General features: G+C 37.1%; 18 protein-coding genes and 1 tRNA gene. 8 read left to right on the forward strand and 11 right to left on the reverse strand.

Annotated features, from left to right (window positions below; all coding sequences use genetic code 11):
• Positions 1–52: 52 nt before the first annotated feature.
• Together pckA and RQM59_RS08325 are read right to left on the reverse strand one after the other, a co-directional pair.
• Positions 53–1,654, reverse strand: a complete 1,602-nt coding sequence (gene pckA / locus RQM59_RS08320) for a phosphoenolpyruvate carboxykinase (ATP) (RefSeq protein ID WP_349241641.1) — start codon at positions 1,652–1,654, stop codon at positions 53–55.
• 84 nt (positions 1,655–1,738) lie between these two features.
• Positions 1,739–2,122 (reverse strand): DUF423 domain-containing protein, encoded by a 384-nt coding sequence (locus RQM59_RS08325; RefSeq protein ID WP_349241642.1) that lies wholly within the window; start codon positions 2,120–2,122, stop codon positions 1,739–1,741.
• A gap of 85 nt (positions 2,123–2,207) precedes the next feature.
• On the opposite strand from RQM59_RS08325, the gene RQM59_RS08330 reads away from it, so the two are divergent.
• Positions 2,208–3,578, forward strand: coding sequence for a saccharopine dehydrogenase family protein (locus RQM59_RS08330; protein WP_349241643.1), 1,371 nt, complete (start codon positions 2,208–2,210; stop codon positions 3,576–3,578).
• Positions 3,579–3,588: 10 nt separating this feature from the next.
• Here RQM59_RS08330 and RQM59_RS08335 read toward each other — a convergent pair whose 3' ends face one another.
• On the reverse strand, positions 3,589–4,386 hold the full coding sequence (locus RQM59_RS08335) for an XRE family transcriptional regulator (protein ID WP_349241644.1): 798 nt from the start codon (positions 4,384–4,386) through the stop codon (positions 3,589–3,591).
• A gap of 314 nt (positions 4,387–4,700) precedes the next feature.
• On the opposite strand from RQM59_RS08335, the gene RQM59_RS08340 reads away from it, so the two are divergent.
• Together RQM59_RS08340 and RQM59_RS08345 are read left to right on the forward strand one after the other, a co-directional pair.
• The gene (locus tag RQM59_RS08340; RefSeq protein ID WP_349241645.1) at positions 4,701–5,129 is read left to right on the forward strand and encodes a TIGR02594 family protein; all 429 of its coding nucleotides are present in this window, start codon (positions 4,701–4,703) and stop codon (positions 5,127–5,129) included.
• Positions 5,122–5,553 (forward strand): phage holin family protein, encoded by a 432-nt coding sequence (locus RQM59_RS08345; protein ID WP_349241646.1) that lies wholly within the window; start codon positions 5,122–5,124, stop codon positions 5,551–5,553. Before RQM59_RS08340 ends, RQM59_RS08345 begins: the two co-directional genes overlap by 8 nt.
• Before the next feature lie 17 nt (positions 5,554–5,570).
• Here RQM59_RS08345 and RQM59_RS08350 read toward each other — a convergent pair whose 3' ends face one another.
• Positions 5,571–6,317 (reverse strand): tRNA1(Val) (adenine(37)-N6)-methyltransferase, encoded by a 747-nt coding sequence (locus RQM59_RS08350; RefSeq protein ID WP_349241647.1) that lies wholly within the window; start codon positions 6,315–6,317, stop codon positions 5,571–5,573.
• A gap of 161 nt (positions 6,318–6,478) precedes the next feature.
• Here RQM59_RS08350 and RQM59_RS08355 point away from each other — a divergent pair, with 161 nt between their 5' ends.
• Positions 6,479–8,041 carry a family 16 glycosylhydrolase gene (locus RQM59_RS08355; RefSeq protein WP_349241648.1) on the forward strand — a complete coding sequence of 521 codons (1,563 nt, stop codon included), beginning with the start codon at positions 6,479–6,481 and terminating at the stop codon, positions 8,039–8,041.
• 5 nt (positions 8,042–8,046) lie between these two features.
• On the opposite strand, the gene RQM59_RS08360 is transcribed toward RQM59_RS08355, so the two are convergent.
• The gene (locus RQM59_RS08360) at positions 8,047–8,409 is read right to left on the reverse strand and encodes a hypothetical protein (RefSeq protein WP_349241649.1); all 363 of its coding nucleotides are present in this window, start codon (positions 8,407–8,409) and stop codon (positions 8,047–8,049) included.
• Positions 8,410–8,503: 94 nt separating this feature from the next.
• Between RQM59_RS08360 and RQM59_RS08365 the strand changes: the two genes are divergently transcribed.
• Complete coding sequence (locus tag RQM59_RS08365) at positions 8,504–8,767, forward strand: hypothetical protein (protein WP_349241650.1); 264 nt, start codon at positions 8,504–8,506, stop codon at positions 8,765–8,767.
• Between the two features lie 88 nt (positions 8,768–8,855).
• On the opposite strand, the gene RQM59_RS08370 is transcribed toward RQM59_RS08365, so the two are convergent.
• The 6 genes from RQM59_RS08370 to RQM59_RS08395 form a co-directional block, all read right to left on the reverse strand.
• On the reverse strand, positions 8,856–9,188 hold the full coding sequence (locus RQM59_RS08370; RefSeq protein ID WP_349241651.1) for a hypothetical protein: 333 nt from the start codon (positions 9,186–9,188) through the stop codon (positions 8,856–8,858).
• A gap of 26 nt (positions 9,189–9,214) precedes the next feature.
• Complete coding sequence (locus RQM59_RS08375; RefSeq protein ID WP_349241652.1) at positions 9,215–9,967, reverse strand: FRG domain-containing protein; 753 nt, start codon at positions 9,965–9,967, stop codon at positions 9,215–9,217.
• Between the two features lie 364 nt (positions 9,968–10,331).
• Positions 10,332–11,825 carry a T9SS type A sorting domain-containing protein gene (locus RQM59_RS08380; protein ID WP_349241653.1) on the reverse strand — a complete coding sequence of 498 codons (1,494 nt, stop codon included), beginning with the start codon at positions 11,823–11,825 and terminating at the stop codon, positions 10,332–10,334.
• 295 nt (positions 11,826–12,120) lie between these two features.
• A tRNA-Ser gene (locus RQM59_RS08385) sits at positions 12,121–12,208 on the reverse strand.
• Positions 12,209–12,253: 45 nt separating this feature from the next.
• Positions 12,254–12,781 (reverse strand): ribosome maturation factor RimM, encoded by a 528-nt coding sequence (rimM, locus tag RQM59_RS08390; RefSeq protein WP_349241654.1) that lies wholly within the window; start codon positions 12,779–12,781, stop codon positions 12,254–12,256.
• 15 nt (positions 12,782–12,796) lie between these two features.
• Entirely contained in the window at positions 12,797–13,396 is a 600-nt protein-coding gene (locus RQM59_RS08395; RefSeq protein WP_349241655.1) for a 30S ribosomal protein S16, read from the reverse strand.
• 146 nt (positions 13,397–13,542) lie between these two features.
• Between RQM59_RS08395 and RQM59_RS08400 the strand changes: the two genes are divergently transcribed.
• The 3 genes from RQM59_RS08400 to RQM59_RS08410 all read left to right on the forward strand — a co-directional run bounded on the left by RQM59_RS08400 (position 13,543) and on the right by RQM59_RS08410 (position 19,420).
• Complete coding sequence (locus RQM59_RS08400; RefSeq protein ID WP_349241656.1) at positions 13,543–14,391, forward strand: alpha/beta hydrolase family protein; 849 nt, start codon at positions 13,543–13,545, stop codon at positions 14,389–14,391.
• A gap of 92 nt (positions 14,392–14,483) precedes the next feature.
• Positions 14,484–18,866 (forward strand): DNA polymerase III subunit alpha, encoded by a 4,383-nt coding sequence (gene dnaE / locus RQM59_RS08405; protein WP_349241657.1) that lies wholly within the window; start codon positions 14,484–14,486, stop codon positions 18,864–18,866.
• 11 nt (positions 18,867–18,877) lie between these two features.
• Positions 18,878–19,420, forward strand: coding sequence for a Crp/Fnr family transcriptional regulator (locus RQM59_RS08410; RefSeq protein ID WP_349241658.1), 543 nt, complete (start codon positions 18,878–18,880; stop codon positions 19,418–19,420).
• The last annotated feature ends 19 nt before the right edge of the window (positions 19,421–19,439 follow it).

Below are 19,439 nucleotides of genomic sequence, written 5' to 3' on the forward strand. Positions count from 1 at the left end.
CATAAAAAAAGCACCTTTTAAAAGGTGCTTTTTTGTAAATATGATTTAAAATTTATACTAATGGTCCCCCTGCCATTATTTCTTCATTCGCGTATTCTTCAAACTTCTTAAAGTTATCTTTAAAGGAGTCTGCTAATTTTTGAGCTGTTTTATAATATCCTTCATCATTATTCCATGATTTTCTAGGGCTTAACACTTCTGTTGGCACATTTGGACATACTCTAGGTTGTTGCACTCCAAAAACTGAATGCACATGATAATTGTCTTTATTTGCTTCTTCTAAACTACCATCCATCGCTGCGGTGATCATAGCACGTGTATATTTCAGCGCCATTCTATGACCTACGCCATAAGGACCTCCTGTCCAACCTGTATTTACTAACCAAACTGTTACGCCCGCGTCTTGCATTTTTTTACTTAACATCTCAGCATATCTTGTTGGATGTAATGGCATAAATGGTGCTCCAAAGCAAGCTGAAAAACTTGGTTGCGGTTCTGTTACTCCAGCTTCTGTGCCTGCTACTTTTGCAGTATATCCGGAAATAAAATGGTATGCTGCCTGACCCGGAGATAACTTAGAGATCGGAGGTAATACTCCAAATGCATCTGCCGTTAAGAAAAATATATTTTTAGGGTTGCTTCCAATAGATCCTTCCTGAATATTATCTATATGATAAATGGGATAACTAACTCTTGTATTTTGTGTAATAGAAGTATCTTCAAAATCGATTACTCCGTTCTCATCCATAATTACGTTTTCAAGAATCGCTCCTTTTTTGATCGCATGATAGATGTCCGGTTCTTTTTCTTCAGTTAAGTCAATTACTTTAGCGTAGCATCCTCCTTCAAAATTAAAAACGGTGTTTTCATTGGTCCATCCATGCTCATCATCTCCAATCAACTTTCTATCGGGATCAGCAGACAACGTTGTTTTTCCAGTTCCAGATAATCCAAAGAAAATAGCAGTATCTCCATCTTTACCAACATTTGCAGAGCAGTGCATTGGTAAGGTATTTTTGAATACTGGCAATATAAAGTTCAATGCAGAAAAAATTCCTTTTTTGATCTCGCCAGTATATCCTGTACCTCCAATTAGTGCGATTTTCTTCCCGAAATTCAAAATGGCAAAGTTATGCTGACGTGTTCCGTCTACTTCAGCATCTGCCATAAACCCAGGAGCGTTGATCACCGTCCATTCTGGAGTAAAGCCTTTTAACTCTTCCTCCGTAGGTCTTAAGAACATGTTATACGCAAACATATTACTCCAAGGATATTCGTTTACTACACGAATATTCAATTTATAATTTTCGTCTGCGCAGGCATAACTATCTCTAACAAATACTTCTTTATCGGATAAGTATGCTGTTACTTTCTTATATAAGGCATCAAACTTATCTGATTCGAAAGGAATATTGATATCTCCCCACCATATTTCATCCTTTGTAACGTCATCTTTTACGATAAAACGATCCATAGGAGACCTTCCCGTAAACTCGCCCGTATTCACAGCTATAGCTCCTAAAGAAGATTCTTCTCCTTGTTTTTTCTCTAAAGTTTCTTGGTGTAATTCGCTGGAAGACAGCTGATAACGAATTGTTGCGTTTTCAATTCCTAAGTTATCTAACGAAATCGATTTCGTGTTTAAATCTATCATTTCTAAATTTTTAGTTGTGTAAGATTATGATGCAAAATTACATATTATTTCTACACTACATTGACCATACAACTTTTTTATTCACTATTTTTTGTTGATTACTTTTTTCATAAAGAAAAAGAGTAACAGTAACCACCCTACTACAAAAAGCCCTCCTCCTAAAGGCGTAATAAACCAAATTGCTTTGACAGGAACGCCAAGCAAGTAAATTAGATAAATAGAACCTGAGAAAAATAGAATTCCAAAAAAGAAAAACAAACTTACTTTATTCTTAAACTTTTCGGTAAAGCCATTATAACTATTTACAAACAACAATACAATTACATGATACATCTGATAACGAATGGCAGTTTCCATGCTGCTGATTGCCTCGACGGTTAACTTTTCCTTCAATGCATGCGAAGCAAAAGCTCCTAGAACAATGGCAGTTAGCCCTAGAAAAGCGGTGATACTTAAATTTTTGTTCATATCTAACATAAAAAAATGAGTTTTTGAATAATGTTTTTTAGTACTTTCGGTGCTATAATCAATCAAAAATAATCATAAATCTAGAATGAGGAACATTTTAGTTATAGGAGCAGGAAGATCAAGTTCTGAACTGATCAAATACTTATTAGATAAATCAAAAATTGAAGATCTTTTTATAGTAGTTGCAGATATTTCTTTAGAAAATGCGGAAGAACGTACCCAAGGTCACGAAAATGCAAAGGCGCTATTATTTGATGTCTTTAATGATGAACAAAGGCGTGAAGAAATTCAGAAAGCAGATCTTGTAATCTCTATGCTGCCCGCGCGTTTTCACATAGAAGTTGCTAAAGAATGCATTGAGTTTGGCAAGCATATGGTTACTGCTTCTTACGTTTCGAAAGAAATGAAAGCTTTAGACACAGAAGCAAAAGCAAAAGGATTGGTTTTTATGAATGAAATTGGTGTAGATCCAGGAATTGATCATATGAGTGCTATGCAGGTGATTGATCGCATTCGTGATAATGGTGCTAAAATACTCTTGTTTGAATCTTTTACCGGTGGATTGGTTGCTCCGGAAAGTGATGACAATCTTTGGAATTATAAATTTACATGGAATCCAAGAAATGTGGTAGTTGCTGGTCAAGGAGGTGCTGCCAAGTTTATCCAAGAAGGTACCTATAAATATATTCCATATCACAAATTATTTAGAAGAACGGAATTCTTGACGTTGAACGGCGACGGTAAATTTGAAGCCTATGCAAATAGAGATTCTTTAAAATATAGAAGTGTCTATGATCTGGAAGATATTCCAACCATGTATCGTGGAACTATTCGAAAAGTTGGGTTCTCGAGAGCCTGGAATATCTTTGTTCAATTAGGGATGACAGATGATACGTATACCATTGAAGACTCAGAACATATGAGCTATCGCGATTTTACGAATCTTTTCTTAGCATATTCTCCAAGTGATTCTGTCGAATTAAAATTGCGCTCTTATTTAAAGATCGACCAAGACGATGTAATGTGGGATAAATTGGTAGAATTAGATATTTTTAATGCTGATAAAAAAGTAGGATTAAAGAATGCTACTCCTGCACAAATACTACAAAAGATCCTATCTGATTCATGGACCTTAGGAGCAGATGATAAAGATATGATTGTAATGCATCATAAATTCGGATACGAGATCCAGGGCGAAAAACGCCAGATAGAAAGTAGCTTAGTAGTTAAAGGGGAAAATCAAACCTATACAGCAATGGCCAAAACAGTAGGCTTACCAGTTGCCATGGCTGCTTTAAAAATACTGAACAAAGAGATTGCTACTCCGGGTGTGCAAATACCCATTAGCAAAGAAGTGTACATTCCTATCTTAAAAGAATTGGAAGAATACGGCATCAAATTCTCTGAAAAAAAAGTGCCTTATTTAGGGTATAATCCTGAAAACGTGATCGGTTGAAGAGAAGCAGTTAGTTTTGCATAGATTCCTTCAATGTAACTAACTGACTTTCTAACTCGTGTAATCTATCGTAAATATCGACAGGTTCGGGCATTTGTTTCGAAGCAAACATGGTCACATACCACACTTCCATCACCTCTTCTGCATCTATGGTGTACGTAGGATAGTTTCCATTTTTGTTATCGCTTTTTAAGATCAGTTTTCCACGCTCCTCTATTCTATTAATAACACGCTTTAATACAATCCCATCATTTTTACTCACAATAACATAGATACGTCCGTCTTTAATATCGCTTAAACTTTCTACGTATTTACCAAATACCAGGTCTCCATCAAAAAAAGTGCGCACCATAGAGTTTCCATATACTTCAAAACATCGATAGCTTCCATTTGTTAAGTGTGGCATATTAAAAGAAGGCAGTGTTTCTATATATTCTGCATCTCCATACCCGTTTAAATACCCCGCTCTTGCCTTAATAGGGACATACACCACATTCTCATTCCCAGTTTGATTCACGGCAACTACCTGTGGCATTCCTGAATATGAAGTCATATTTGAAGATGCTGCTTTCAACATTTGTGTACTTTTACCGAATAAATAATCCGGATCAATATCAAATTCTTCAATAATAGCCTTTAAAACATCATATCCTGGTTTTGTTTTCTTTCTTGTTCCGTCCGGTTGAGGTCTACCATTAACAATACTATCCACGGTAGTACTGGTAACACCTATCCTTTTAGAAAAAGAATAATTATTCAATTTAAACTCTTCTATAATTGCCCTAATCTTGTGTGCAACTCCGTCCATATCATTGATGTTGTAATAAAGATCTGAAACATGATTTTCTAGTGAAGTTCTGTATCACGCCAGGTTCTCCTTTCATAATTTACTGCAATATACTGATTTTTTTACAAATTGCAACATTTTACAAAAGATTTCATCATATGTTTGTATTTATTGTGTAATATGTTTATATTTGTATCACCTTATAAAGGAACAGTATTCCTGTTTTAGTATAAACTCCTAGTAGGCAGAATTCAGACCATCAACGAGCATTCAAAAAATTGCTACTCTTTAATGGCTCCAAGGCTATCTGGCTACAAAAAAATTAAAACATACTTATGAAAATTATTAGAACTGCGCTATCTCAGTATGGCGTAAAAGAAACTCCTGACACCACCGATCATCCTCAAATTGTAAAGTATTTTACCGAACTAGGATATGACGGAGAAAAATTGAAAGAAGACACTGCGTGGTGCAGTGCATTTGTAAATTGGGTGGCCAAAAAAACAGGCTATGAACACTCTGGAAAATTAAACGCGCGAAGCTGGTTATCTATCGGAACCTCAACGGAAATTCCATCATGGGGAGACATTGTAGTGCTCTGGAGGGAATCGCCGAGCAGCTGGAAAGGTCACGTTGGTTTTTACATTAAAGAGAGTAAGCGATATGTTTATGTTTTAGGCGGAAACCAACGAAATAGCGTCTGCATTAAAGCATATCCTAAAAACCGCGTATTGGACTACAAAAAGTTAAGAAGGCATGGATAAAGTATCGAACATCTCATTCTGGCTACTCACTATGATCATACCCTTAAGCGGAGTTATCTTTACAGTTATCTTGTTGATTGTAGTCGATTTCATTACCGGATCATACGCTTCTTACATGAATGGAATAGGCATTAGTAGCAAACGCATTGGACATACCATTTCTAAGCTCTTCATCTACAACTTAGTCATAATATCAGCACATTTTCTAGAAACTAATATTGTAGATGAAATTCCCTTTTTAAAGATTATAGCGGGTTTTATCGCTATTACAGAAATACGATCGATCTTAGAAAATTACACAAAGATCTACGGGGTTAATCCTTTTAAAGTGTTGCTGCAATTTATAAAAACCTCCAGTTTTAAAGAAATACTAACTTTTCTGTCTAGTCATCAGAGAATAAAGAAAATTGAAAAAGAGAAGTGATCACTCATAGCAAACGGCTATAACTTCAGGTAAAAATCTCTCGTCAACGCTGTATACTTCTCAGTATACTTATGGCGGGAGATTTCTATAATAAGCTCCTCCTCCACTAACGCTGTTTCTTCAACCCTTCGACTTCGCTCAGGACAAGGAGAGAACTCCAACAAACTACGCTTTATTTCAGAAGTGGCCGTTCCTTTTACCCTACACACACGGTTGAGAACCAAGGTGCTTTCTGAAGCCAGGGAAACAAATGCCTCCTCTTCTTTATATGGAATAATCACGGCAAAGGTTCCTGCGGAAGAAAGCACCTTGGCAACTCCTGCAATCAATTCTTGAAATGATAAGGATGAGGTAAAACGCGCTTTATTTCTAGCCGCGTCTTCCGTTTCATATGCATCGGTATAAAAAGGCGGATTGGAGATGATGAGGTCGTACTCCTCCCCTTCTTCGCTCATCTCTTTGGCAAAATCCTGAAAAGAACTATGGTAACAAAACAAACGATCTCCCCAATCAGATAATTCAAAATTGCCTACAGTTTGCTCATAAGCTTGCTCATCGATCTCTACCGCATCAATGGTCATAGCATCCGTTCGTTGTGCTAGCATAAGAGCAATCAATCCAGTTCCAGACCCCACATCTAAAATCGAATCTGGGAAATGTGCAACAGAAGCCCAGGCGCCTAATAACACACCATCAGTTCCTACTTTCATAGCGGTTTGATCTTGATGAATACTAAATTCTTTAAATCGGAATGGCTGACTCATAGCACAATAAAAGCTGAAATTATATCGACCGCAAATTAATTCTTAATTCTGACATGGAATAATTAAAAATCCGCTATTACGCATCTATGTTTGGTTTTTGTATAGGTCTAAAAAGCAGTACAAATCTCGAAGAAGTCCTATTTTTATGAAAATTTACATTCATGAAAATCCGCTACTACGCAAGTCTTCTTACCCTTTGTATCAGCACGCTCTGCTACGCGCAACAAATGCCGATAGATTTTGACGATTCAGCAGATGTTTTCCTCCCTTTTGGAAATAGTAGTTTTTCAGCAAATGTAGATCCACAAAACAACAGTAATAACGTAGGACAGTTTCACAACGATGGTTCGGATCCTTCCCAAGGGTTTTATATAGACCTCTCTCAATCCATCGATCTGAGCACCAATAAGAACATTACACTTTCCTTTTACTCCTTCGATCCTAACGCACACAGCATCCTACTCAAACTAGAAAATGGGGACAATCCCAATGTAGAGGTACGACAAAGCTTTAGTGTCCCCTCTCCTTCCGACTGGAAAGAAATCACATTCGATTTTTCCAATGCCCAACTCAGTTCGGATGGTACACCCATAAACGCAACAGGAACCTACACGAGGCTTACCCTGTTTATAGATGAAGGTGTAAGTACTCCTGGGACCTATTTGATAGACAATATTAACGACGGGTCGACTCCAACTGACCCTAACGAATTAGACGTGATCTATTCTGATCTCGTTTGGTCAGATGAATTCGATACAGATGGCGCTTTAGACAATACAAAATGGTTTCACCAAACACAATTGCCAGCAGGAGGTAGTTGGTTTAATGGAGAGCTACAACACTATACGGATCGTATAGAGAACTCTTTTGTGGATGCCGGTTTTTTAAATATCGTGGCTATTAAAGAAAGTTTTACAGATCAAGGGCATACCAAAGAATATACATCCGCAAGATTAAACTCGAAATTTGCTTTTACCTATGGTCGTGTCGATGTGAGAGCAAAGCTACCGTTCGGCAATGGCACCTGGCCCGCTATCTGGACACTGGGAAAAAATATTAGCGAAACTGGAGCCTACTGGGAAACCCAAGGATTTGGGACCACTAGTTGGCCAGCCTGTGGAGAAATAGATATTATGGAGCATGGCCTACATAGTGTTAATGAGGTAAGTGTTGCCTTACACACGCCATCTAGTTCTGGAGCTACCGTAAATACAGCGACACAAATGCTTGCCGATGTGGCAAATGATTATCACGTGTATTCGATGAACTGGTCGCCAGATCAAATTACCTTTCTTATTGACGGAGTTGGATTCTATACCTACAGACCATCCTCACAAAATAGCGCTACCTGGCCTTTTGATGAAGATCAATATCTCCTCTTAAATATAGCCATGGGCGGATTTTCTGGTACGCCAGATCCCAGTTTTACGGAAAGTAGTATGGTTATTGATTATGTAAGAGTCTATCAAAACGTCAACTTGAGCACAGAAGATGTATTTGCCAACAAGTTTTCCGTATATCCAAATCCAACTTCAGATATCTTAAACATTAGAACGGACGAAAACATAGATCGTATTGCACTATTCAACATACTCGGGCAAACAGTATTAAGGCAAAGAGTACCTGGAAAGCAACTCCATCTACATTCGATGAAGTCAGGTATTTATGTATTAAAGATATATTCAGGAAATAAAACCGTCACTAAAAAAGTTATTATTAAGTAAAAAGGTTATTTGTCCTTTCTTAATCCCAACAGCTTTTTTAAGTCTTCTTTATCCGATTTTAATTCGGCAATCTGATCTAATAACGCTTCGATCAATCGATCCTTATCATCATCGCTAGCGGTGCTATATTCTTTGCTCGGTTCCTGAACCACATGAGCATCTCCCAATAATAACCAATGGAGATCTGTATCTGGATATTTTGTAATTATATTTACAATAGCATTTGAATTTAACGGAGAGTCTTTTGCTTTTCCTCGAAAGTTTGCAGAAGTCATATCAATACTTTTAAAAAACTCTTGCTTGGTAATTGGTTGCCTTTCGGCTACCTCCATCACTCTTTCTTTTATATTTGTAAATATATTTTTCATACCGTTTTGAATTGCAATTTTATTTACTTATATTGTAGATTACAAAACAGTAACAATATAACAACAATTTTTGCAATGTCAAACAAGAATTACTATGATTACAGAATTAGAAAGAAAACAATTAAAAGAATTGCTGCAAGCGCATTACGCAGATGATGTCTTAAAGATCCTATCCCAAAACATGGTACTCAACAGAAATGGAGAACCACACAATGCACAATATGTTCGAATGGTCTTTCAAGGCTTTCGAAAAAATTCAGATATTGAAGCCGCCATCTGGCAACTAGCTACAGAGAAAAAAAAGGAACTCGATTTACAAAAAGCCCGAAAACAAAACATTCTTAAAAATAAACCTTAGCAAAACTATCTTTTAGGGGGAGCGTTACGCTAAGGCTACCAGAGTAATTTATATAGCCTACGAATTGCTCTGGTTTTTTTGAGTGTTCTCATCTAAGTTCGTTTTCAACCGCGATTTTAAATTCTACTAGTCTTTCAGCAACTTTCTCATTGTGTTTTCTATTTGGAGAAAGTCCCATTGAGTCAGATTCGATTTTACTCAATATTTCTGCAATCTTCGTTAAATCTTCAGTTAAAGTGTATTTCAGAATTGTCATTGTGTATGAACTATATTCACCTCGTGCACAAGGCTCATTTGATATTCCTATTGGATCCCAAACATAAAAAAGTGTTTCATCAATTCTGTTTTCTAATTCTTTTAGCTTCTTTTTGTTATTCATTTCGTCAATTACATGCAACGGTTTGTATATGATGCGTTTCAATGCATTATATACTTTGTTGTGTATAGTTAGTATTTGTCAATTTCTAAATGTAGGTTAGCATAAATACTTGCGCCAAGTAAATCTGGGAACAAAGACTTATGATTGATATTCATTCTATTCAAAGATTTTAAACACGAACTCCTGTCTTTTTCTGGTATTTTAACTTCGTATAAAAATATGTTCGTTTTTTGTTCAGTTGATTCAATAATGGTTTTTAAATCTTTTTTGACATTAAACTTTACAAAAAGCCCATCTTGACTTATCAGTCTTGGTGTTATATCAGAAAGAGGGTGATACATTTCCAGTTGGTCGTCAATTTCCTCTTCAATCACTACAGCTGCAAGCATCCAAATTGTTCTAAACTTTGAGCTATTTTCTTTAGCTTGAAATGCAAAATAGCTAGCCACATAAGGGGATGCAGAAAAATCTAGAAGAGGAGTTCTTAGACCATGATGTTGACCTAATGTCCAAAGTTCGTTTTCGTCATTTATTATCTCTTTTAGGCCTTTAATTCTTCCCCTAATTGAGTATTTAAAAGTGTCTAAATGTTCTTCTAATATATTTTCATAACTAGCTTTGGATAATACTTTTCTTAGCCCTCTGTGAATAGAAGGTTGAACAGCCCATGAACTATCACTTTGTCCTCGATATATATAAGTTCTCTTTTCAAGTAGATTTTGATCTTTTAAAAAGTCGTGAAAGTATTTCCATGAACTAAGCGTTACGGTTTGGACTCCATCTTTAAATTTATCGAAATTCCATCTTGGTGTTCTTGCCATATTTTATAATTATACACAACTAGTTATATCTCAACAAATATAAGGATTTATAAGGCCCTGCTTCGGGATAAAAGAACACTTATGCTCTAAAATACAACAAGTAAAAGGGATTGCATATAATATTATTACAAAAATCCTCAAACAGGGTTACTGAAGAGTTTAGATGATATGAATTAAAAAGACCAAATACAAAAAAGCATTCGCTCCAAAGAACTTGAAATGTTTGAAAATGGGAGTTCCTTAGGATGTTTTATACTTGTTTTGTATGTCTTACATTTGTTTTGCACTGATGCTTTCTTTTTAAAGAAATCTTTAAATTATGGATATTTAAAAAGATTGCTAACGTATATCAGATTTAAAGCACTTACTTCTTGATAAACTTCTGCACTCTTTTTTGTGATCCTTTTTTCAATTCAATCAAATAAACTCCAGAAGATAAATTTTGTACATTGAAAAAGTGTTCGAGATTAGAAATATTTGGAATGGAAGATGCTATTTTTCGTCCAAATATGTCGTAAACGGCTACTGACTCAAAGCTTATTTTACTCTTTATTGAAATATTGGTAACGGCAGGATTAGGATAAACTGTGAATTGCTGCTTTTCCAAACTTTTAACAGATAAACTCTCATCAAATTCAAAAATTCTTACACGGCCCGATGTATTGGTGTAGCCATCACGCCAAGTTCCACCCGCTACTATACTTCCATCATCACTTAGACTAACCGCTGTGCCGAATGTACCGTTTATAATAGATCCTACAATATCCTCTCCTTTCTGCATCCATGAACCATTATTGTTTTCATAAATACTTATATGACCAGTATCATTTCCATTTGTGTTACTGAATGGAACCCCAATAGCCACAATATTTCCATTGGCGCTAAGACTAACGGAGTAACCAAAGTTTCCTGTATTCGTTTGCCCATCAATATCGGTTCCAATTTGAGTCCAAGAATCATTAATGTTCTCATAAACGCGCACGTGCCCAGCATTTGACGCTCCATCATTATTCCATTTTGCTCCAATAGCAACAATACTTCCATTAGCACTCAAACTAACAGAAAAACCTGAATTATCACCTTCACCCTCTCCATCAATATCATCACCTACCTGTATCCAAGATCCATTGTCGTTTTTATAAACACGAACATGACCCGAATTTGATCCATTACTATCGTTTGTTTTTGCTCCAATAGCTATAATACTACCATCATCACTCAAACTAACTGAATATCCAGAATCATCATAAGCAGCTTCTCCATCAATATCACCTCCTATCTGCATCCAGACATCATTAACATTTTCGAAAACTCTTACATGACCCGAGGAAATTCCGTTGTCATCGTTAAAAATGGCACCAATAGCAACAATATTACCATCTGCACTTAGACTAACGGAAAAACCAGAATAATCCACAGCTGTTTCTCCATCTATATCATCACCTATCTGTAACCAAGACCCATTATCGTTTTTATAAACACGGACATGGCCCGAATCCGATCCATTACCATCATTTAAGTGAGCTCCAATAGCTACGATACTTCCATCTGCACTTAAACTAATTGAAGTTCCAAATTCATCATCAATGTTTTCTCCCTCAATATCATCTCCTATTTGAATCCAAGACCCGTTAAGGTTTTCAAAAATACGTACGCTACCAGCCACATCAACATTATTCCCTCCATAAACAGGCATGCCTACTGCTACTATGCTACCATCCGCGCTTAAACTAACAGATTTTCCAAATAGATTTCCAGGGGATTCTCCTACAAGATCAGACCCTATCTGAACCCATTGACCATGACTTAATAATATATTTCCAAAAAATAAAAGACTAATTAGCAATTTTAGTTTCATATCTATACAATTTTTAGTTTTAAGCAAATATATGTTCTTTTTATATTTTTTTGGTAATCAATGAAGTAGTTTTATAAAAACAAGCATTAATATTTCCAGGCGTGCGCCTTCGACCACTCAGCCACCTCTCTCTATGTCATTGCGAACCCCTGCACTGAGCGTGTCGAAGTGCAGTGAAGCAATCTCCGTCTTTAGAACGGATTACTTCGTCGCTAGCTTCTCGTAATGACGTAGGTTATATAGTAGTTCTTCGAAATAAAAAAAATCCACAACTTTCGTTGTAGATTTTCTTTTGCAGAGAGGAAGGGATTCGAACCCTCGATACCCTTTTGAGGTATACACACTTTCCAGGCGTGCGCCTTCGACCACTCGGCCACCTCTCTTTATGTTATTCGTTCTCGCGTCTCGACTGCGCTCGACCTGACATTCTATTCTATATACAAGTCGATCAGCCCTTCTGGCGTCTCGACCACTATGGTTTTATTCGTTCGATCTACCTTTTTGATAAAATCGTCGATCATAGGTATAAATACTTCACTCCCATTTCGGTCGATCTCAAAAAGTGGTTGCGCTGCCGAGTCATTGATATGAACAATGGTCCCCACGGCTCCAAAGTTCACATCTTCAATCGTAAATCCAATTACTTCATGATAGTAAAACTTATCTCCCGATAAGGTTGGCAACATATCTAAGGGTAAATAAATATCCGATTTTAGAATCGAATCGGCTTCTTCTTCAGTGTACAAATCTTCAAACAATACCCGTAACTGATTCCCTTTGTGTAATGAACTTTTTTCAATTAAAAATGGAACCAGATTATTGCCTAATTCGACAAAAACTGATTCCATTTTTCTGTACAGTTCAGGCTCGTCGGTATCTAATTTGATAACTACCTCGCCCTTAAAACTATGTTTTCTTACGATCTTGCCTAAATAAAAACAATCTTCTTTACGCATCGTCGTACAAACTACTTATTCAGCAGCTTTTTCTTCTTTAGTTTCTTCTTCTGTAGCCTCTGGAGTTTCTTCAGCAACAACCTCAGTCTCTGCTTCTGCAACTACCTCTTCGGTAGCTTCAGCTTCAGCAGCAACTTCTTCAGTAGCTTCCTCTACAACTTCCTCAACAGGAGCAGCCGCAGCAATACGTGCTTCATTCACCGCTTTTTCAGCTTCTAAAGCTTTTGCTTTAGCTTCTGCTTTCGCTTTTGCTAAATCATCTGACTTTGCAGAAACCTTACCAGTTTTCTCCTCTAACCAAGCTTGGAATTTCTCCTCTGCTTGCTCTTCTGTTAAAGCTCCTTTACGAACTCCACCAGCTAAATGATTCTTTAACATCGCACCTTTATAAGATAAAATTGCTTTCGCAGTATCTGTTGGTTGCGCTCCGTTTTGTAACCATTGTACAGCACCATCAACATTTAAGTCAATCGTAGCTGGGTTTGTATTAGGATTATACGTTCCTAATTTTTCTAAGTAACGACCATCTCTTTTCGCTCTTGCATCCGCAGCAACGATCCAATAAAATGGTTTTCCTTTTTTACCGTGTCTTTGTAATCTAATTTTTACAGGCATATTTGTTAATTTTTAAGGTACTCGACCTTGATTATTAAAAATGCATCCTTCTCGAGAATGCGGGTGCAAATGTACAAAAATCTTTTACAACTAAAACTATATCAACACGCTAAATATCTTAACTTTACGTGAATTTTTATGCTGATATGACAATTCTTCAAAATTTTCCGTTACCAGGAACACATCATAGGCCCATTATCACAGATCTTTTCTATAAGAAAAATAGAGCTAAAAAGCCACTTGTCATCTTTTGCCATGGCTATAAAGGCTATAAAGATTGGGGCGTATTCGGGAGAATGAACGATGCATTTATCGATCGTGGGTTTGCCTTACTCAAATTCAATTTTTCGCACAATGGTGGCACGCTAGAGCAGCCGATAGATTTTCCAGATTTGGATGCCTTTGGGAAGAACAATTACATGATGGAAATGGACGACCTTCAAACAGTGATCGATTGGATTACGCAGAATCAGGAACATAAAGATGAAATTGACACTAATAACATTACCTTAATCGGACATTCTCGTGGTGGAGGTATCGCTACACTTACTGCTTCTAAAGACTCAAGAATCAAGCAATTGGTCACATGGGCAGCAGTCTCCACGTTAGACCGCACCATGTTTCAGGAAGGCCCAGAATTAGAGAAGTGGAAAAAGGACGGTGTTTTTTATATCGTAAACGGACGCACAAAGCAACAGATGCCGCATTATATCCAATTCTACGAAAACTATATCGCGAATAAAACATATTTAGACGTTCAGAAAGCCTCAGAAAATAGTACGATTCCGCATTTGATCATTCATGGAGATGGAGATATGGCAGTGCCCATTTTCCATGCGCAAAATCTACATACATGGAGCTCAACTAGTGAGCTATATATTATTCCGGAAGCGAATCATGTCTTTGGTGCAAAACAACCCTGGACCGAAGATGAATTCCCTAAGGATTTTCAGAAAGTACTAACGGCAACTTTTGGGTTTTTAAAAACCTCCTAATTGTTAATAAAACCCAATAACTCTTTCTCTTTTTTTCTGGTCCTTTTTAGTACTTTTATAGTATCTAATTAGAACACGAGAAATCCACGTTTATGTACTTGATTTTTGATACGGAAACCACAGGTTTACCTAAGAGTTGGAATGCACCTATTACCGATACGGATAACTGGCCCAGATGTGTGCAGATTGCCTGGCAATTGCATGACGAGCTAGGAAATGTGGTAGAGCATAACGACTTTTTGATTCAACCGGATGGCTATAATATTCCATACGATTCGGAAAGAATACATGGGATTTCTACAGATCTTGCTGCAGAACAGGGTATTCCCTTAGAAGAGGGTTTAGCATTATTTAACGATGCTCTGAAAAAAACAACCTTTATTGTGGGTCAAAACGTTGGTTTTGACATCAATATTATGGGTTGTGAATTTCACCGATTTGGTGTAGAAAATAACCTAACAGCGCTCCCTTTATTAGATACCTGTACAGAGCATACCGCGCAAATGTGTCAAATTCCTGGAGGACGTGGAGGAAAGTTTAAACTGCCCACACTTACAGAATTACACCATCATTTGTTTGGTGTTGGTTTTAACGAAGCACATAATGCAACTGCAGATGTTGAAGCGACTACGCGTTGTTTTTTAGAATTGATTCGTTTAGGCGAGTTTACCAAGGAACAGTTGGATGTTGAGGCTGATTATTTTGAGAAATTCTCCGAGGCCAATCCAAAAACCGTTCAGGTTATTGGCCTAAAGCACATCAACCTAAAGAAAGAAAGTGATAAAATAAGAAAGCGTTTGGCTTCCGTAAAAGAAGTTGAAACCACACAGTCTACTTCAGAAGGATTAAGCGATTTAGAAGATGTGCAGTATGCGCATTTACATAATCATACACAGTTTTCGGTGTTACAATCTACGATTCAGATTGGTAATATTGTAAAGGCTGCGGCGAAAGACAATATGTCTGCCGTAGCGTTAACAGATACAGGAAATATGATGGCTTCTTTTCATTTTGTGAGAGAGGTATTGAATCATAACAAACAGGCAGCGATAGCAAATGAGCTTTCAGAAGAAAATGGAGAAGCGCCTACAGAAACAATCTTAAAACCAATTTTAGGTTGCGAATTTTACGTTTGCGAAGATCATACAGATAAAACAAGAAAAGACAATGGCTATCAAGTTGTCTTACTTGCGAAGAACAAAAACGGGTATCACAACTTAGCTAAGATGTCTTCTATTGCCTTTGTTGATGGATTCTATTATGTTCCTAGAATCGACAGAAAGGTTATTGAGCAATACAAAGAAGATATCATTGTATTGACAGGAAATACCTATGGCGAGGTTCCTAATAAGATCTTAAACGTTGGAGAACTTCAAGCGGAAGAGGCTTTATTGTGGTGGAAAGAACAATTTGGTGATGATTTTTACATCGAATTAATGCGCCACAATCAGGAGGACGAGAATGTTGTGAATGAAACATTGTTGAAATTCTCCAAGAAACATGATGTAAAAATCATCGCTACCAATAACACTTTTTATCTCAATAAAGAAGATGCCAATGCCCATGATATTTTATTATGTGTAAAGGATGGTGAAAAGCAAGCCACACCTAAAGGAAGAGGACGAGGATATCGTTATGGGTTACCAAATGATGAGTACTACTTTAAGTCGACCGATGAGATGAAAACCTTATTTGCGGATCTTCCCAAAGCAATTAGCAATATTCAGGAGATCGTAGATAAGATAGAGGTATTCTCGTTAGCAAGAGATGTCTTATTACCTGCTTTTGATATTCCAGAAAAATTTCAAGACAAACTTGACGAAGAAGATGGAGGTAAGAGAGGTGAGAATAATTACCTAAGACACCTTACCTATATTGGAGCCGAAAAACGATATGGAGAAATAACGGAATCCATCAAAGAGCGTTTAGATTTTGAGTTAGAGGTAATTGAAAATACCGGTTATCCTGGGTATTTTTTAATTGTAGAGGATTTCATTAGAGAGGCTAGGAACATGGATGTATCGGTAGGACCTGGACGTGGTTCTGCTGCAGGATCTGTAGTGGCCTATTGCTTGTGGATTACCAATATTGACCCTATTAAATACGACCTACTTTTTGAGCGTTTCTTAAATCCTGAACGTGTATCGATGCCAGATATTGATATTGATTTTGATGATGAAGGTAGAGGTCGAGTTATGGATTATGTGATCAAGAAATACGGATCCAATCAAGTAGCGCAGATCATTACTTATGGAACCATGGCCGCGAAATCTTCGATCAGAGATACGGCCCGTGTTTTAGATCTTCCACTCTATGAAGCAGATAGAATTGCAAAGCTGATCCCAAACATCAAACTAAAGAATATTTTTGGTGATGATGATAAAAGTAAAGGGAAGGTAGCGGGTCTTCGTTCTGAAGAAAAAGACATGGTTAATGAGTTAAAATCCATTGCCGATGGAAATGGAATTGAATCAGAGACCATTAACAAAGCACTAGTACTTGAAGGCTCTGTAAGAAACACAGGAATTCATGCTTGTGGTGTGATTATTACACCTTCCGACATTACTAACTATGTACCTGTTGCAACGGCTAAGGATTCTGACATGTATGTCACACAATTTGACAACTCGGTCGTAGAAAGCGCTGGATTGTTGAAAATGGATTTCTTAGGGTTAAAGACATTGACTCTAATTAAAGATACTGTTAAGATTGTAAAGGCGCGTCACGGAATTGAACTAGACCCAGAAAATTTTCCTTTGGATGATGAGAAAACCTACGAATTGTTCCAACGTGGAGAAACTGTTGGGATCTTCCAATACGAATCTCCCGGGATGCAAAAGCATATGCGCTCTCTAAAACCAACTGTTTTTGAGGATTTAATTGCCATGAATGCATTGTATCGCCCTGGGCCCATGGAATACATTCCATCGTTCATTAACAGAAAACACGGTACAGAAGAGATAGAATATGATCTTCCTGCCATGGAAGAATATCTGGCAGAAACCTATGGAATTACGGTCTATCAAGAGCAAGTAATGTTACTCTCTCAAAAGTTGGCCGACTTTACCAAAGGCGAAGCCGATGTCTTACGTAAAGCCATGGGTAAAAAACAGGCTGCTGTATTGGCGAAAATGAAGCCGAAGTTTGTAGAACAGGCAGGTGCAAATGGTCATGATAAAGAAAAACTTGAAAAAATCTGGAAAGATTGGGAGGCTTTTGCATCCTATGCGTTTAACAAATCGCACTCTACATGCTACGCATGGATCGCGTATCAAACAGCCTATTTAAAAGCACACTACCCTTCGGAATATATGGCTTCTGTACTCTCGAACAATATGAACGATATTAAGTCGGTATCATTCTTTATGGAAGAATGTAAGCGCATGGGACTACAGGTTTTAGGACCTGATGTAAATGAGTCTTACTTAAAATTCTCGGTAAACAAAGAGGATGCCGTTCGTTTTGGAATGGGTGCCGTAAAAGGTGTTGGAGGTGCCGCAGTAAAAGCTATCATAAAAGAGCGTAAAGAAAATGGAAGCTATAACTCTATTTTCGATCTTACTAAACGAGTGGATCTACGAGCAGCGAATAAAAAAGCTTTTGACAGTTTAGCTTTAGCAGGTGGTTTTGATTCCTTTTCTGATACACATCGATCTCAATATTTTTATCTTGATGAAAAGGGGCAAACCTTTATTGAAAGAGCCATTCGTTATGGAAATAAGTACCAAGAGAATTTGAATTCTTCACAGGTTTCCTTGTTCGGAGAAGCTTCGGAAGTTCAGTTTCCTGAACCAGAAATTCCTTTTACAGAACCTTGGGGAACTATGGAGCGTTTGGCTAAGGAAAAAGAAGTAGTCGGTATTTATATTTCTGCACATCCTTTGGATGATTTTAAAAATGAGTTGAAGTTTTGTAATGCCAAAGTGAGTCACTTTAAAGGAGATCTTTCTAAATATGTGGGCGCCAATCTTTCTTTTGCAGGAATAATAACTGAGGTGCAACATCGTGTTTCTAAGGCTGGTAAAGGCTGGGGTTCTTTCTTTATTGAAGATTATTCCGATAGTTATGAGTTTAGAATTTTTGGAGAAGATTATCTAAAATTCAAACACTTCCTGGTTCCGAGTTCTTTTTTATTCATTAGAAGTACTATCCAAAAAGGTTGGGTCAATAAAGATGGCGTGGAAGGTGAACCTCGATTAAAGTTTACAGACTTTAAACTATTGCATGACATCATGGATGATCTTTGTAAAAAAGTGACGGTAAACATCCCTATTCAACAAGTAAACGAAAAGTCTATTGCCGCTTTTGAAAAATTATTTAGTGGCGAAAAAGGAAAACAATCACTCCGTTTTGTGATTTATGACACCGAAGAAGAAATTGAGTTAGATGTACCCAGTAGAAATACAAAAATTAAAATTACCTCTGAGTTATTGAATACGCTAGAAGCGCAGCACGTGAGCTATAAGCTGAATTAAACGTTCAATCCATGCAATTACAAGCTCTTCACAGTTTAAAACAACAGCTTTCTAAGGCTGCTATTTGGACTGAAGCACTGGAATTCAATCGTTGGGAATACATTAAAACAGCGGGGACTGCGAACACCAACTTATATTTCATAGAAGAAGGTTGCGCGCGTGTTTATTTTTCAGAAGACTCGGATGAGCATTGTTTGTATTTTGGACATAGCGGCTCTTTGATTTCGGCACTAGATTCATTTCTCTCCGAAAAACCATCTTCAATCGTTATTCAATGTATTAATAAGACCAAGGTAAAAGTGATTCATAAAAAAACGTTTCATCATTTTATTCAAAACAATAATGAAGCTTCCAATCTCTGGCAACAAGTGCTAACTGACCTTATGCAATGGCACTTAGAACGAGAGAAGGATTTACTGATCAACTCACCGGCACTGCGCTATGAACGCGTTTTATCCAGGCAACCTGATCTATTCCAGCAAATCCCGCATAAGTATATTGCATCTTATTTACGTATGACTCCGGAAACGCTTTCTAGAATTTTGAATTCTTGATCTCAATCAAGAATGTTTT

This window comes from Asprobacillus argus (assembly GCF_032248395.1).
Lineage (GTDB): Bacteria > Bacteroidota > Bacteroidia > Flavobacteriales > Flavobacteriaceae > Polaribacter > Polaribacter argus.